At 61.0% G+C, this 15,647-nt stretch carries 12 protein-coding genes; all 12 read left to right on the plus strand.

All coding sequences use genetic code 11. The features are described 5' to 3' along the window. The first annotated feature begins 30 nt into the window (after window positions 1-30). The 12 genes from tssC (at window position 31) to TX24_RS08320 (ending at window position 15,486) form a co-directional block, all read left to right on the plus strand. Window positions 31-1,509, plus strand: coding sequence for a type VI secretion system contractile sheath large subunit (gene tssC, locus TX24_RS08265; protein WP_057704082.1), 1,479 nt, complete (start codon window positions 31-33; stop codon window positions 1,507-1,509). Next, on the plus strand, window positions 1,510-1,926 hold the full coding sequence (gene tssE, locus TX24_RS08270; protein ID WP_057710123.1) for a type VI secretion system baseplate subunit TssE: 417 nt from the start codon (window positions 1,510-1,512) through the stop codon (window positions 1,924-1,926). A 7-nt stretch (window positions 1,927-1,933) separates the two neighbouring features. Further along, window positions 1,934-3,700, plus strand: a complete 1,767-nt coding sequence (gene tssF / locus TX24_RS08275) for a type VI secretion system baseplate subunit TssF (RefSeq protein WP_057710124.1) — start codon at window positions 1,934-1,936, stop codon at window positions 3,698-3,700. Further along, on the plus strand, window positions 3,664-4,686 hold the full coding sequence (tssG, locus tag TX24_RS08280; protein WP_057710125.1) for a type VI secretion system baseplate subunit TssG: 1,023 nt from the start codon (window positions 3,664-3,666) through the stop codon (window positions 4,684-4,686). Before tssF ends, tssG begins: the two co-directional genes overlap by 37 nt. Further along, window positions 4,683-6,032, plus strand: a complete 1,350-nt coding sequence (gene tssJ, locus TX24_RS08285; RefSeq protein WP_057710126.1) for a type VI secretion system lipoprotein TssJ — start codon at window positions 4,683-4,685, stop codon at window positions 6,030-6,032. Before tssG ends, tssJ begins: the two co-directional genes overlap by 4 nt. A gap of 37 nt (window positions 6,033-6,069) precedes the next feature. Then, on the plus strand, window positions 6,070-7,416 hold the full coding sequence (gene tssK, locus TX24_RS08290) for a type VI secretion system baseplate subunit TssK (RefSeq protein WP_057710127.1): 1,347 nt from the start codon (window positions 6,070-6,072) through the stop codon (window positions 7,414-7,416). Beyond that, the gene (gene icmH, locus TX24_RS08295) at window positions 7,409-8,215 is read left to right on the plus strand and encodes a type IVB secretion system protein IcmH/DotU (protein ID WP_057710128.1); all 807 of its coding nucleotides are present in this window, start codon (window positions 7,409-7,411) and stop codon (window positions 8,213-8,215) included. Before tssK ends, icmH begins: the two co-directional genes overlap by 8 nt. A 103-nt stretch (window positions 8,216-8,318) precedes the next feature. Next, window positions 8,319-8,840: an Hcp family type VI secretion system effector gene (locus TX24_RS08300; RefSeq protein WP_057710129.1), complete on the plus strand. Its 522-nt coding sequence runs from the start codon at window positions 8,319-8,321 to the stop codon at window positions 8,838-8,840. A gap of 76 nt (window positions 8,841-8,916) precedes the next feature. After that, window positions 8,917-9,174 (plus strand): PAAR domain-containing protein, encoded by a 258-nt coding sequence (locus TX24_RS08305; protein ID WP_047710546.1) that lies wholly within the window; start codon window positions 8,917-8,919, stop codon window positions 9,172-9,174. A gap of 26 nt (window positions 9,175-9,200) precedes the next feature. Beyond that, entirely contained in the window at window positions 9,201-11,231 is a 2,031-nt protein-coding gene (locus TX24_RS08310) for a type VI secretion system Vgr family protein (RefSeq protein WP_057710130.1), read from the plus strand. After that, the gene (locus TX24_RS08315; RefSeq protein ID WP_057710131.1) at window positions 11,228-12,163 is read left to right on the plus strand and encodes a hypothetical protein; all 936 of its coding nucleotides are present in this window, start codon (window positions 11,228-11,230) and stop codon (window positions 12,161-12,163) included. The genes TX24_RS08310 and TX24_RS08315 overlap by 4 nt, the downstream gene beginning before the upstream one ends. After that, window positions 12,160-15,486 (plus strand): T6SS effector BTH_I2691 family protein, encoded by a 3,327-nt coding sequence (locus tag TX24_RS08320; RefSeq protein ID WP_057710132.1) that lies wholly within the window; start codon window positions 12,160-12,162, stop codon window positions 15,484-15,486. The genes TX24_RS08315 and TX24_RS08320 overlap by 4 nt, the downstream gene beginning before the upstream one ends. The last annotated feature ends 161 nt before the right edge of the window (window positions 15,487-15,647 follow it).

The following is a 15,647-nucleotide window of genomic DNA, read 5'->3' on the forward strand; positions in this document are numbered from 1 at the left end:
GTTCTTTTACGTCCATATGGAGTAGCCCTTATGCCTAGGGAAAGTAGTGCCGCCCAAGTGCTGGTCGCCGATGAACAGCCGTCCCTGCTCGATCAACTGCTGGCCAATACTACCATCCGCCCGTCCCAGGAAGGCTATGCCGTGGCCCGCCAAGGCGTGGCTGCGTTCATCAGCGAGATCCTGCAAAGCGGTGATCACGAGCAGCCGGTCAACAAGCACCGGGTTGACCAGATGATTGCCGAAATCGACCGCGCGTTGAGCAAGCAAATGGACGTGATCCTGCATCAGCCGCAGCTCCAGCAACTGGAATCGGCCTGGCGTGGGCTGAAACTGCTGGTGGACCGCACGGACTTTCGCGAAAACATCAAGCTGGAAATGCTGCATGTCACCAAGGAGGAGTTGCTGGACGACTTCGACAACGCCGGTGATATCACTCGCAGCGGCTTGTACAAGCACGTCTACACCGCAGGCTACGGCCAGTTCGGCGGTGAGCCGGTGGGTGCCATTGTCGGCAACTACACTTTTGGTCCCAGCTCGCCGGACATCAAGTTACTCAGCTATGTAGCCTCCATCGGTGCCATGTCCCATGCGCCCTTTGTGTCGGCGGCCGGGCCGGAACTGTTCAACCTCGAAGGTTTCCAGGGCCTGCCCGACCTCAAGGAAATCAACGATATTTTCGACGGCCCCCGCCACACCAAATGGCGCGGCTTGCGCGAGTCCGAAGACGCTCGCCATTTGGCCCTGACCTTGCCGCGCTTTCTACTGCGCACGCCCTACAGCACCGAAGACAACTCGGCCCGCAGCTTCGGCTACAACGAAACCGTCGACGGTAACCACGACAATTACCTGTGGGGCAACACCGCGTTCCTGATGGCCTCGCGCATCACCGACAGCTTCGCCCGCTACCGCTGGTGCCCGAACATCATCGGCCCACAGTCCGGTGGTGCGGTGGATGACCTGCCGGTGCACCTGTACGAATCCTTCGGCCAGCTGCAGGCCAAGATCCCTACTGAAGTGTTGATTTCCGACCGCAAGGAATTCGAGCTGGCCGAAGCCGGTTTTATCCCGCTGACCATGCGCAAAGACAGCGACAACGCGGCGTTCTTCTCGGCCAACTCGGTGCAGAAACCCAAGAACTTCCCCAAGACCCGCGAAGGCCAGGAAGCCCAGACCAATTACAAGCTCGGCACCCAGTTGCCGTACCTGTTTATCGTCAACCGCCTGGCCCACTACATCAAGGTGCTGCAACGCGAGCAGATCGGTAGCTGGAAGGAACGCCAGGACCTGGAAAGCGAGCTGAACACCTGGCTCAAGCAGTACATCGCCGATCAGGAAAACCCATCGACCGACGTACGCAGCCGTCGCCCATTGCGCGCCGCAAAAATCGAAGTGCAGGACGTCGAGGGCAACCCGGGCTGGTACCAGGTGTCGTTGGCGATACGGCCGCACTTCAAGTACATGGGCGCCAACTTCGAGATCTCCCTGGTCGGCCGGCTGGACACCCAATAAATGAGCGGTGCCAGCCTGTTCGAACGCCTGGAACCCGATGCACCGCGCTACCGCCAAGGCTGCGCGGATGAACAGGCGCACCAGCGTGTCGAGGCGATCAAACGTCACTTGGAGCAGGTGCTCAACTCACGCCAGGGCTGCTCACAAAGCAGCCCTGAACTGGGCCTGCGCGACTTCAACGGCGTCACCCAGGCCAGCAGTGATCTGGTGTTGGCCATCAGCGCTGATATCCGGCGTTCGGTGGAAGCGTTTGAACCGCGCATCAAGGTCACTGGCGTGCGCTATCAGCCCGATCCGGACCTGCCGCTGGAGCTGAACTTTCGTCTCGATTGCCAGGTGCAGGTCAACCACAAGGAAGAACAGGTGCAGATCGAAGTGGCCATGCACGGCCGCGACGGCTACACCCGGGTGAGATGAGGATGCGATGGACTTGAAACAACGCTTTGCCGAGGAGTTGCGCTACCTGCGCGAACTCGGCCGCGAGTTCGCCGAGGACAACCCGCAACTGGCGCAGTTTCTCGGCGATCAGGCCGATGACCCGGACGTGGAGCGGCTGCTGGAGGGCTTTGCCTTCCTCACCGCCAAGCTGGGCATGAAGATTGATGACGACCTGTCGGAGCTGACCCACCCGCTGTTGCAAATGCTCTGGCCCAATTACCTGCGGCCACTGCCCAGTGCGACCATCATCCGTTTCACACCGCTGCCCAATGCAATCAGTCAGCGCAAAGTGATTCCCAAAGGGACGCGGCTGTTTGCCAACCCTGTGGACGGCATTTCCTGCGAGTTTCGCACCTGCACTGACGTCAACCTCTACCCCTTGGCGTTGCACGCCGTCAGCGATGCCCACAGCCGTGAAGCCTCGACACTGCGCATCGACCTGAATGTGTTGACTCAGCAGCCGCTCGACAGCCTTGAGTGCGACCAGTTGGACTTTCACTTGGGCGGCGACAATGCCACCGCGCTGACCCTGTACCTATGGCTGGCCCATTACCTCAAAAACATCACGCTGTACGTCAACAACACGCCTTATCGCCTCAACCCCGACGATCTGGGTTTTCCCGGTTTCACCCCCGATGAGGCACTGCTGCCCTACCCGCGCAATGTGTTCGATGGTTACCGCATCCTGCAGGAATATTTTGTGTTCCCGCAGCGCTTCCACTTTTTCAGCCTGACCCGGCTTGCCAAGGTCTGGCCGGCCGTCACCACCGGGCAGATTCGCTTCGAATTTCAGTTCTCGCGGCCGATGCCGGTCAATACGCATTTGCGCACCACTGACCTTCATCTGTTCTGCGCGCCAGCGGTCAACCTGTTTCGCCACGATGCCGAGCCCATCATGCTGGACGGGCGCAGCCAGGAACGCCGTATCAGCCCCACGAGCAACCGCCAGGATGCGTATGAAATTTTCAGTGTCGACCACGTGGCCGGTTGGGACGCCGCCGACAAGGAGCGCAAAGGCGATCCATTGCGGCGCTTCACCCCGTTCGAATCGTTCCAGCATGAGATCGAACATGCCCGGGGCCGTACGGCACTGTATTTCCGCACGCATATCGAGGAGTCCCACGGGCGTGAAGGCTTGCGTCATCGCATCGCCTTTGTGCGCGGCGATGAAAGCCTGTATACCGGCGAAAACGAGGCAGCTTCAATCGAATTGACCTGTACCAACCGCGACCTGCCGCAGAGGCTGGGTATCGGGGATGTGTCGCGGTCCACCGAGGCCACACCCTCGTTTGCCACCTATACGAACCTGATTGCGCCAACGCGCAGCTACCGACCGGTATTGGACAGCAGCCTGCACTGGACGCTGATTTCCAACCTGTCTCTCAACTACCTGTCATTGCTGTCGCCCGAGCCGCTCAAGGCGGTGATCCGTGCCTATGACTTTGCGGCTCTGCACGACCTGCAACAGGCCCGCGCCACCCGCAAACGCCTCAACGGCATCCAAGATGCGGTAACCACGCCCATCGACTGGCTGATGAAAGGCCTTCCGGTGCGCGGCGTGCAGACGCGCTTAAAGCTGGACCAGGCCGCTTTTCTCTGCGAGGGCGAGCTGTACCTGTTCGCCAGCGTGCTTTCGCACTTCTTCGCCCTGTACGCGAGCATCAACTCCTTCCATCGCCTGGAAGTGATCAATACCACTAACAACGAGCGCTACGAATGGCCACTGTTGACCGGCAGACAACCCGTGATCTAGCTGACCTGCTGCTGGCCGACGCGCGGAACTATTCGTTTCACCGTCTGCTGGAGCACCTGCACGCCTTGCATGGCGATGACCTGGAAGCACGGCCCCTGAGTGATGCGGTGCGCCGTCGCGTACGCCTGCAAAGCCATGCGGGGCTGGGGTTTCCGGCCTCAGACGTCGTAGAGGCCGCACGCATTGAGGAAGATCGTGAAGAGGTGCGCTATCGCTTGCAGACCAGCTTCTTTGGCCTGCACGGTACGGATTCGCCACTGCCCGGTTACTACCTGGACCGTCTGGCCTACGAGCAGGCCCAGGAGCGCGGCATTCGTCCGGCGTTCATGGACTTTTTCAATCATCGTTTGCTGACACTGCTGCACACCAGCTGGCGCAAGTACCGCTACTACGTTCGCTTCCAGGCCGAGGCCACCGATCGCTTTTCGCGTTACGTCTTCTCGATGGTCGGCCTGAATGACAACGACCTGCGCGGCGCCACCCCGCTGCCATGGGGCCGATTGCTGAGCTTTGCCGGCTTGATCGCCAACCGCAGCCGCTCGCCGTCGGTGGTGTCCGGCATCGTCGAGCATTGTTTCGACCTGCACGGCGTGCATATCCGTGAGTTCGAGGCCCGCTCGGTGAGCTTTCCACTACGCCAGCGCCTGGCGCTGGGCAAAGCCAACGGCACCCTGGGCAGCAACTTTGTGGTGGGTGATCGCAGCAAGACCCGCGCCAGCAAGTTCACCCTGGTGATTCCCAACCTGACTCAGGCGCGCTTTCGTCAGTTTCTGCCCAGCGGCGATCAGTTCGGGCGCTTGCGCCAGTTGATGGATTTTCTGCTGCGCGATGCCACCGCCTACGACCTGGAACTGGGGCTGCGCGAAGAAGATGTACCGCCGTTCAACCTGCAACACGCCAGTGGCACTCACCTGGGTTGGACCAGTTTTATCGAGCACCAGCAACAACGACATCCCGCCGTGGTGCGGATTCGGGGGCGCGCATGAAGCTGACCCTGGTTATCAGTAATCCCGCGCAGTTGCTGCACGGCTATCTACCCAGTCACCGCTTTGGTCCGCAGGGTGGCAGCATTGGCAGTGCCGCGACAGATTGGCGCCTGGTGGATCGTCAGAACAGTGTGCGGCCTAACCACTGTGACATCCGCGTTGTCGAGGGGCGCTTTTGTGTGATCGATCGCAGTGGCAGCACCTACGTCAATGGCCATGATCTGCCGGTGGGTTGCGACAGTGCGGTAGCACTCAACGATGGCGACTTCTTGCAAGTGGGCGCCTATCGAGTGGCCGTGCAGTTTGGCGAGCACGCGCCAGGGCAACGCTCGCTCGAAGCGCTGTTCAGCGGTCGCCCGGATGGTCTGCTGGAGTGGCACCTGGAGGAGGAAACGAACCTTCCACTGGCCGAAGTTGCACCTGTGGTTTGCCCGGAATTCGAACGCCTTTGCCAACCCGTGGATTTAAGCGAGCAAGGCGATCCGCTGCGGGCGATGCATAAAGCGCCGCCGCCCACACCACTGGCGGATAGTGGCACGCCCGCACACAAGCGCAGCTTCAGCCTGTTCAGCAACCTGCGCCTGTGCACTTTGTTGCTGGCCTGCCTGGCCCTCGGCGGCTGCACCATGCTCGGCAAGATCGGCCAGGTGATTTGGACCCCTTCTATCCCGGTTGGAGGCCCCGACGACCAGCCCAGTCGCTACTCCCTGAGCTTGCACGCCAGCGACAACGTCAACCCGCGCCTGATCAGCACCGGCACCGCACCGGTTGAGGACGAAAACCGCTCGCCTTACACCCTCAACGTCCAGGCCGCCAGCCCGCAGGCGCTGACGGACAAAGTGCAAACCCTGCTCAACCATCTTTACGAAGCCGTGCCAGCGCAATCGTTGCTGACCGTTGAGCCCACGCCTACGGAGCAAATGTCGCCTATCGAGGACGCGCTGCTCGGCGCTTACGACGCCCAGGGCGTGAGCCTGACAACCCCCTGGGGCAGCCCGGCGCTGGGGCATGTCGCCACGCCAATCGCCTTCAAGGTGCTGCAACTGACCGATGACTCGCTGCTGGTCAACGCCAGCCCCGAAGCCCTGGCCGAGGACCTGAAAAAGACCTTGGGCAGCACCTACATCCGGGCCGACGACTACCTGCTCAACCCCGGCCAATTCAAGTTCATCGACCTGCGCGCCCTGGATGAAGACACCCGCTTTATCGCGGTGATCGCCAACTACCACAGCACTGATGTCGGCCAGTGGAAACAGCGCCTGCGCGTCGAGCCAAAAGGCCGCCAGTACGCCGTACTGGTGCAGTTGGATGCCGCCCAGGTCAGCCTCAAAGGAGAAACCCGATGACGCCTTTTTCAGCCGCTTTTGCCCCGAGTAATCACCGATGAGTTCACGCAACCCCGTCATCTGGCATGAAGGTTTGTTCGTCAAACCCCAGCACTTCCAGCAACAGGCCCGCGCTACTGAAGCCGCCGTGCATCAGCGCCTGCACAGCCTCAACGACGCGCTCTACGGCTTCGGCGAACTGACGCTGAACACCGAGTACCTGAGCTTCGGTAAAGTCGCCATTACCCAGGCACGCGGGATCATGCCCGACGGCAGTGTCTTCGATATTCCCCACGACCTGGCGCCGCCCTCCCCGCTGGAAATTGTCGACAGCAGCGCGGTCAACCAGATCGTTTACCTGGCGCTGCCACTGCGGTCCAACGGCGCCCTCGAAGTGCGCTGGCCCGACCAGTACGGCAACAGCCGCTACATCGCCCGCCGCGAGGAAATCCGCGATACCCACAGCGATGACGGCGATCAGGTCGGCATGGACCTGGCCGTACCCAACCTGCAACTGATGCTTGAACGCAGCGACCGCAGCGCCTTCACCGGCATCGCCCTGGGCAGAATCAAAGACAAGCGCCCCGACGGCAGCCTGGTGATGGATGAGCACTTCTATCCCACCAGCCTGTCCCTGCAAGCGGTGCCGGCGCTGCATCGCTACCTCGGCGAAGTGGCCGGGCTGATGCGTGAGCGCGCCAAGAACCTGGCCCAGCGTATCGGCTCACCGGGGCAGTCGGGGGTGGCCGATGTCACCGACTTCAACCTGCTGCAAACCCTCAACCGCTTGTTCCCGCTGTTCCAGCACCTGGCCCGGCAACGCCAGGTTCACCCGGAGCGGCTGTACATCGCATTGGCGCAAGCCTGCGGCGAGCTGGTGACCTTCACCGATGAGGGCCACCTGCCCCAGGAATACCCGGCCTACCAGCACGACAACCTGCGCGAATCCTTCCAGGTCCTGGAGCACACCCTGCGCCGCGCCTTGGGCACCGTACTGCAACCGCGTGCGGTGTCGTTGCCGATCGTCGATCAGGAGTACGGCGTGCGTAGCGCCGCATTGAACGACAAGCGCCTGTTGGGCAACGCCGAGTTCATCCTCGCCGTGCGCGCCAAACTGCCGGCGGAGACCCTGCGTCAGCAACTGCCCCGGCAGATCAAGATCAGCTCCACCGAAGGCCTGGAGCAACTGGTCAGCCTGCAGCTGCCGGGCATTCCACTGCGGCCGCTGCCAGTGGCGCCGCGGCACCTGCCGTTTCATGCCGGCTTCAGCTACTTCGAACTCGACCGCCATCACCCCGCCTGGCAAAGCCTGAGCAGTGGCAGCGGGTTCGGTTTCCATATTGCCGGTGAATTCCCCGAGCTGGAATTGCAGTTCTGGGCGATCAGGAGTGAGAGAGATGAATAAGGAAACATTAGATTCATGGCGTCACGAGGATGTCTCCGGCGCCATCGACGTTAGCGGCGAATCGATCACTGTCAGCAACCGCACCTACTTGGCGGATCCAGAGTACGACATACGCGGCGTGGCCTGGAACCCGCTGTGCGATGCCGCCACGCCGCTGATCGGTCTGGTCATCCGCCTGCGCCGTCTGGACCACCACCATGACGTGCCTGCGTTGTACCAAAGCGTCAGCAACCAGATCACTGCGATCATGGAAGAAGTCCGCCAGCTCGACTACGACGCCGGCATGCTCAAGGCCTACTCCTACAGCCTGTGCCTGTTGGTGGATGAGGTGGTCATGCGCACCACCTGGGGCAGGCTCTCCACCTGGAGCGCCCGCTCGCTGCTCAGCCAGTTCCACGGCGAGACCCGAGGCGGCGAAAAATTCTTCACCATCATGAACAACATGATCCCCGAGGCAGCCAGGTACCAGCATGTGCTGGAGTTCATGTACCAGTGCCTGATCTCCGGCCTCAAAGGCAAATACGGCGCCCACGCCAAGGGCGACGACGAAATACGCAAAATCATCGACCAATTGCACGGATTACTACGCCCTCTTCGCGGCGAAACACCCAAACGCCTCACCGACCCGCTGACCAACGTCGCGCCGCGCAACTACCGAATCAAACGCGCCTGGCCATTGTGGACGCCATGGGCCATGGCCGCCGTCGTGCTGACCGTCGCCTACACGATCTACTCGATCCGCCTGAACACCATCACCCAGCAGGTGCTGGTGTCGCTGGAGCGGATGCTGCACCTGTAATCGAATTTCAGCGCGTTCATGTCGAGCGCCTGCAAAGCCATGGCCGTTTCGGCCATAAACCGCGACCTCAAGGTCGCTCAATCATCGCGACAAGGAGCTTGTCATGCCAACACCCGCGTATATCAGTATCCACGGCAAAAACCAGGGGCATATCACCAAAGGCGCGTTCACCGCTGACTCGGTGGGCAACGTCTTTGTGGAAGGTCACGAAGACGAAATCCTCGCCCAGGAAATCGACCATCAAATCGGTGCCCCAACCGACCCGCAAAGCGGTCAACCCACCGGACAGCGTGTGCATAAACCGCTGACCTTCACCAGCGCGCTGAACAAAGCCTCGCCACTGCTCTATCAGGCCCTGGCCACCGGCGAAATGCTGCCGACCGTCGAGGTCAAGTGGTTTCGCACCAACCTCGATGGCAAGCAGGAGCACTTTTTCACCACCAAGCTGGAAGAGGCCACCGTCGTTGATATCCATACCGTGCTGCCCCACGCCCAAGACAGCGACAACCAGAACTACACCCAGCTGATCAAAACCAGCCTGTCCTACCGCAAGGTCAGTTGGAGTCATGTGGTAGCCGGTACTGAAGCCTCGGACGACTGGCGCAAGCCGGCAGCAGCGGGCTAAGCGCGTATCCAGCTCCGCCGCTGCGGCTCGTGCAGCGGCGGACCCTTCACTGACTTGAAACCTATAAGGAGGCTCTATGCCTGCCGTCGTACTGGTCGGACACGACCATGATTGCCCTTTGTGTGGCCCCACCACCGTCGACAGCGGCGCCCGCAACATGACCGTCAATGGCAAAGCTGTCGCCCGTGTCGGCGACACCCTCGGATGCGGCGCCGTGATCACCAGCGGCTCACGCTCTATGACCGTCGAAGGAAAAGCCGTGGCCCGAGTTGGCGACACCACCGACCACGATGGAAAACTGGAAAACGGTGATAGCAGCTGGTTGATCGACTGACACTTACATACTGAAATGGAGGCCCCATGCCCCGCCAATGCGACTTGCGTTTTACCTTCGTCCCCTTGAAAGGCGATGCCTTCGACGTGGTGTCCTTCACGCTTGAAGAAGGCCTGTCCCAGCCGTTCAAACTGGAACTGCAACTGGCCAGCCACAACGCGGCCATCGACTTCAATCGGGTACTCGACTTGGCGGGGTTATTCACCATATGGCGTGGTGAAACCCCAGTACGTTACGTCCATGGCCTGGTCAGCCTGTTTACCCAGGGCGACACCGGTTTTCGTCGCACCCGCTACACAGCCGTCATCGAACCGACCCTGGCGCGTTTCGACCTGCGTTCCAACTGGCGCATCTTCCAGGGCCAGACTGTGCCCGACATCATCACCAGTGTGCTGGCCGAGCAAAAACTGACCGACCTGCGCCGCGAAATCTGCTTCGACCACCAACCTCGTGAATACTGTGTACAGGCCGGCGAAACCGACCTCGCCTTCATCGCCCGGCTCGCCGCCGAGGAAGGCCTGCTCTACACCTTCGAACACCGCGCCGACGGCCACACCCTCGTCCTCACCGACCGCGTCGGCGGCCTGGGTACCATCGGCACGCACAAACATTGCCCCGTGATCTACCAACCCATGGCCGGCGGCGATGCCACGGAACCGGCCTTGACCCGCTTTCACTACACCGAACAAGTACGCACCGCCCGCCAGGTACAACGCGACTACACCTTCACCCACCCGCGCTACGACCAGCAGCACACCGCCACCGGCGACCAGGACCTGAAAAACCAGCACAAGGACTACGAGCGCTACGACTACCCCGGCCGCTACAAACGCGACATCGCCGGCCAACCCTTCACCAAGACTCGGCTCACCGCCCTGCGCAATGACGCCAAACTGGCGCACCTGGCCGGTGACGACGCACGCCTGCAACCGGGGCTGGCGTTCGACCTCAACGAGCATCCCCGCGAAGACTTCAACGACCGCTGGCGCACCATCGCCATCACCCACGAAGGCAAACAGCACACCAGCTTGGAGGAGGAGGCATTTGGAAGCGGCCACGGCACGTCTTATGAAATGACCGCCACCGCCATCCGCTGGACCTCCGACTGGAAAGCCCCGCTGCGCGACAAACCCTGCATCGACGGCCCGCAGATTGCCACGGTGGTTGGGCCGCCAGGGGAAGAGATTTATTGCGATGAATGGGGCCGGGTCAAGGTGCAGTTCCCGTGGGACCGTTCGGATAAAAACAACGACCAGAGCTCGTGCTGGATTCGTGTGGCTCAGGGTTGGGCCGGTGCGACCTGGGGCGCCATGGCCGTGCCGCGCGTGGATCAGGAACTGATCATCAGCTTTTTGGATGGCGACCCTGACCAGCCCATCGCCACAGGTCGTACCTACCGCGAGACCAATCTGCCGCCGTATGAGCTGCCCAAACACAAGACGCGGATGACCATCAAGAGCCAAACCCATAAAGGCAATGGCTTCAATGAGCTGCGTTTTGAGGATGAGCTAGGGCACGAGGAGGTGTTTATCCATGCTGAAAAGGACAAGAACGTTCATGTCAAACATGACAACACAACGTTTGTAGGTAATAACCGCAAAGAAGAAGTAGGCAATGACGAGCAGATCACTATCGGGAACGACCAGTCCCACGTGATCGGCCGGGACCACACGCTCTCGTCGGGACGTGACCATGAGACAACTGTCGGTCGGGATCGCAGTGAGCGGGTCGGCAATAACCGCTACGACACCACAACAGCCAACCACCACAGCGAAGTGGGCGGCCACTGCCAGCAAACGATCTCGGGGCAACATCGTCTAACTGCCGGCCAAGGCATACACCACACCACCACGGTCTACCAACTGCAAGCCAGTGAGCGTGTGGTCTTCCAAAGCCCGGGAGGTAGCCTCACGCTCGACGCGCAAGGCATTCACCTCAATGGCATAGCGATAACCCTGCGTGGCCCGGTCAACGCCACAAACCCAGGCAACGGCCAAGCCCTGAAGCTGCAGCTGCAGCCCGAAACAGGTCAGGCCTGTGTGGAGAAAAACCGATGAGGCCGGCGAGCGTCCAGGCGTTCGTGGCCGAACAGCATGCGCCCGATGCCACCCTGTATTTATTACTCGACCCCTTGGCCGACTGCGCCGCAGACGATCCATTACGCATAGAGGTATTGCGCCAAACGCTCGGCGACGATGCCGTCACGCCTGTGCATCGGCCCGATCTGATCCATACGCCGTCGGCCTGCCCAGCGCTGGTGGCCCTCGCGACACCCGGAACTTCGCCGTCGCAGGAACTATTGGCGCTATCTGCCTTACGCGCTCATGAGGAGATGGATCGTCACAAGCGTTACGTGTGCGGCTGGCTCAGTAGCAGCGCCCCCTCCCAGGAGCTAAGTGCCCACATCGTTTCGCTCGGGCTACTGCCCTCGAAGCAAGGCCAAGTGTTTTTCCCGATCCATGAGCCCGTTCGGCTGGAGTTGTTGGCTGGCACCTTCGACAAAAATGAGGGGCCCTGGTGGCCAATTCGACGCTGGTTCCTGCCCACAAGCAGCGGTGCCGGCAGCGTATTGGTGGGCGCGCCCGAACGTCGCACCGTACCGGGCAGCCACACGACGGCGGTACAGCAGGACGCCCCCTTGGTTGCGGCCTTGTTGAGCGGTTGGCGTCGCGCACTCCAATTGCCGCTGGCGTATGCCCCGGCTCGCTGGAGCGGCCCTACTGCGCTGCCGCCCCAAGCGGCGGCACAAGCCTATATCCATATCCAGCAAGCCCGTCAGCTTGGGCTTAGCCGCCAGGACGACATCCTGACACTCGCCTTGCATCGCCTGATGCTGCATCCGCATCTGCACCAGCACACCGGCTTTCGCGCCGTGATTGAACAAGCGGTTCAGGGGCAAGCGCCGCTCAGCCAACTGCTGGTCCCCTACAACGACATCGCCTTGCAAAGGGCAGTGTCGGACCTGACCTATGCCGGAGCACCTCAATGACCTTGGGCACACAACTGGGCATCGTTATAGCCGAAACCGCCGTTTCAAACGATCAATGCAAAGCCTGCCAACGTAAAGGGTTACCCATCCTGCCATTGCGCCACGCACTGGTGCCGCGCTCACCGAATGAGCCAGTGCGTCCGGATACCGTGCATATCGATACGCGCCTGGGCTTGCGCACCTTGCGCGCCGGCTACCTGTATGTCTTGCTCGATCGCAAAACCTGGCAGGCTTACCAGATCAGCCCGGACGGTTATCTACGTCAATTCAACCCCTACGCACCGCCGCCTGCCAACGAGACCCCGCTGTCCGATGCGTGCGTCGCGGCCAACCACGACTGCCCGGCCTCGTTCCTCAACATCGACACGGACAAACACACCCAAGCGTGGCTGGCCTTTGCCAATGACCCGTGGCCCGCCAGCGTGCTGGACGCCTACAAGGCCGGTCAGGCTTCAGAGCGGTTCCAGACACTCGACCTCGCCAGCGCACGCGACAACCCCGCCAGCGTTGGCCTGGCCATGACCGATGAAAACCTGCAGGTGGACAAGCAGGTTTACGAATACCAGCACCACCCGACAAGCCCATTGCCCATCCCTACCGAACCCGACTGGCGTTTTTATGAGCATCCCCCGCAAGAGGCAGCCCCAAGATTCGACAGCGTGCACGGTTTCCATAGCCGCGCCCATCGCCTGGGCGCGCTGAAGGGCTTCCTGCGCAGCGCCATCCCACAGCACAAGCTCCAACAAGGCGTCCTCGCGTTTGTACTGGATGACATCATTGGTCTTGTGCAGGAGCTCAACGACACGCGCAACCGCTGGGTGCAACAGCGCCAGGCCTGGATGAACGACCCGGACCGGGCTTATCGCTACCAGACCTCTCAGTTATTGCTCGCCATTCGCGAAGTTCATCGCGAACAGGCAGAAGGCCAGACGCCCCTAGCGGCGTCTGTCGAGCCCATGACCGGCGATGGCCCTCCGGTATTTTCCAGCCCTGAGCAGCAACGCGAGCGGATCGTCCAGAAGCGCACACTCGCCCACAACCAGAAACTGGAAGAGCGCTACGATGAACAGAGCCGTGCCCTGTTTCACCAACTGTATGAGCAGGAATGCGCCAACTATCAGCGTTACATCGACCAAAGCGCACACGCCTACGCGGCAGCGTGCCGCTCCAGCCTGTTCGTGTGTGTCGAGCAAAATGACTACGACGGTAATGACCGCCCATCAGGACGGGCCTACAGCCAGACCATGGCGCTGTGCCTTGAAGGTGGTATCAGTGAAGCGCCCGCGAGTCAAGATAACGGCCATACCGCCTCCCTGTGGAGTGAATGGCTGAACGACCCAAAGAGCCCGATCTACCGCGCCCTTCTCTTGCGTGACAAAGGCTTGCTGGCCGATCTGTTGCCCAGTTTCAATGCAACAGGTGATGGCGACTGGAACGACAGCGAAAAGCTCTACTCCACCCTTACCAAGCTCATCGCCAACGACGACTTCAAGCAGCATGTCCGCCCCCGTCTACAGCACGCCATGGCGCAGCTTCTCGGCGCCCTCAATGCCGCTGCTGCCCGCTTGCAACCGTCACTCGGCCCTGGCGTGGGGCGGGCGGTTTCGCGTCTCAACAGTGCCAGCCAACTGCTCTACAACGGCATTCATCTGACCGAACTCAAGGTGAAGATGAAGCTCGGTGAATACTACGCCCTGCAATGCGAGCACCTGCGCAACCTGCAACGCAAGGCCGCGGATGCCATCGACCGCACCTGGGAAGGCCTCAAGGACGAGTTGGGCAAAACCGACGAAGAGGCCCGCAAGGTGCGCAGACAGGTGCGCCCGTTGATTCAGGGCGGCCTGCTCAGCCTGGCAGTGCTGGACCCAAAAATAGCCAACCTCAGCGTGACCCTCAGCGTCTGGGTGGAAGGCCAGGTCACCGAGCTGCAGGACAGCCTGATGCGCCAGGCCAACCTCGGCGTGGACCAACTGGGCAAAGGTGCCCACGCTGCGCTAGTCGAAATCGCAATTGGGGTTGGCACCCTGGACCCGCAGGCGCGCAAGGTGTTGCAGGGGGTCAAGGTGTCCTCGTACCTGGCGGCTGGATGGGTTCGCACCGGCTTTACCGGGCTGCGTGGCGCGGTCGGCAGTAGCGAGTTTTTGATGGCGATGGGCGGGATGTACCTGCTTAGCGACTCGCTGAACAAAAGTCTCAAGGAAGCGGAGAAAGCCATGGGCGAAAAGGCCGTTGAGGCCAGGTTGGCGGTGTATGGCAGTAGTTTGGGGGTGTTGGGTGGAGGGGTGGAAATTGTAGGTATTGCACTGGAAAAGGGGGCGGTTCAGGTGCAGAAGGCGGGCAGCTTGTCTGCCCAGGCGATGACTGCAGCAAGAGCGACTTCACGGGTGGGCAACGTATTCGTACGGGCTGGAGGGAGTATTGGTGCTGTGGCGGGATTGTACGATGCGACGCGAGCGGGGTTTGCTGCTAATCGTACTTGGAAGGGGGGTGATACTTCCGCTGCATCAAAATATTTATTCTCTGCCATGATTTCCGGTTTGGGAGCAGGCGCTGGCGTTTGGGCCGCTGCTACGGCTGCTAGTACCCTGCTTGGTCCGCTCGGTATAGCAATATTTCTCGGTATAGCAGGGTACGGGCTATACAAATGGGCCGAAGGAGGAGAGTCAACACCTCTTGAACGTTGGGCACGCCGCTGTTTTTTCGGCGCACACAATGAAGACCCGCCCATTCACTGGAAGAAACCTGAACACGCACACATCGCCATCGCCGAGCTCAATGCCGCGACCATTGGCGTTGAGGCCGGCGTCAACTTCCGCTTGCGAATCGTCGATAGCGGCTCTCATGGCTGGGGCGGCCCCATGGGTAGTGTGGGCGCACAGGTCCATGAACAGAACCTCGAATATCGCCTGGTTCTGCCGTTCTTCGATGCCAACCGGTCGGCCTATCGCTGGTCACTGACGGTTCATCGTCACGGCGATGGCTCGGCCAACGAGTACACCGGCGGCGAAGTGCTGGCCGAAGGCGAGTTGAATCCTCCCACCCTGGCAACCGCCGCCAGCGAACGCCGAGCGGCGCTGGCTGTGCCCAAACGTCCGAACAAGCCTGACTACCGGGCCGACAGCACCCTGCCCACGCAGGAAGTTCGCACCGTCTCGTTGGCCGATGCCCGTACCTCGCAGGTCAACGATATCAAAGGCGCGGTTGTACTGTTGCCCGACCGCCGTCGACACAACATTGAAGCGGCGACCTTGTCGGTAACCTACTGGCCCGATCGCGACATTCACGATGCCTACGCCGAGCTCATCTTGATGGATAGCTTGTAAACCACAGCCTTGGATGAACTTGGCATGGGCATTTGCCTACTTTTCCCATGGCAACAATCGCTGGTGATCATCAACAGTGTGCCGGCTTACTGGTTGTCTGCTGCCCGCTTGAAGCAAAGGTAAAAAAGCTCTCAACCCCAACTGGAACTACTCCAATGCTA

Origin of the sequence: Pseudomonas lactis (assembly GCF_001439845.1) — a bacterium.
Lineage (GTDB): Bacteria > Pseudomonadota > Gammaproteobacteria > Pseudomonadales > Pseudomonadaceae > Aquipseudomonas > Aquipseudomonas lactis.

Excerpts from the sequence above, each read along its gene's own strand:
- TX24_RS08310 (WP_057710130.1), top strand. The coding sequence starts at position 9,201 with ATGCCCCGCCAATGCGACTTGCGTTTTACCTTCGTCCCCTTGAAAGGC.
- tssC (WP_057704082.1), top strand. The coding sequence starts at position 31 with ATGCCTAGGGAAAGTAGTGCCGCCCAAGTGCTGGTCGCCGATGAACAG.
- tssE (WP_057710123.1), top strand. The coding sequence starts at position 1,510 with ATGAGCGGTGCCAGCCTGTTCGAACGCCTGGAACCCGATGCACCGCGC.
- tssF (WP_057710124.1), top strand. The coding sequence starts at position 1,934 with ATGGACTTGAAACAACGCTTTGCCGAGGAGTTGCGCTACCTGCGCGAA.
- TX24_RS08305 (WP_047710546.1), top strand. The coding sequence starts at position 8,917 with ATGCCTGCCGTCGTACTGGTCGGACACGACCATGATTGCCCTTTGTGT.
- tssJ (WP_057710126.1), top strand. The coding sequence starts at position 4,683 with ATGAAGCTGACCCTGGTTATCAGTAATCCCGCGCAGTTGCTGCACGGC.
- TX24_RS08300 (WP_057710129.1), top strand. The coding sequence starts at position 8,319 with ATGCCAACACCCGCGTATATCAGTATCCACGGCAAAAACCAGGGGCAT.
- tssK (WP_057710127.1), top strand. The coding sequence starts at position 6,070 with ATGAGTTCACGCAACCCCGTCATCTGGCATGAAGGTTTGTTCGTCAAA.
- TX24_RS08320 (WP_057710132.1), top strand. The coding sequence starts at position 12,160 with ATGACCTTGGGCACACAACTGGGCATCGTTATAGCCGAAACCGCCGTT.
- TX24_RS08315 (WP_057710131.1), top strand. The coding sequence starts at position 11,228 with ATGAGGCCGGCGAGCGTCCAGGCGTTCGTGGCCGAACAGCATGCGCCC.
- icmH (WP_057710128.1), top strand. The coding sequence starts at position 7,409 with ATGAATAAGGAAACATTAGATTCATGGCGTCACGAGGATGTCTCCGGC.
- tssG (WP_057710125.1), top strand. The coding sequence starts at position 3,664 with ATGGCCACTGTTGACCGGCAGACAACCCGTGATCTAGCTGACCTGCTG.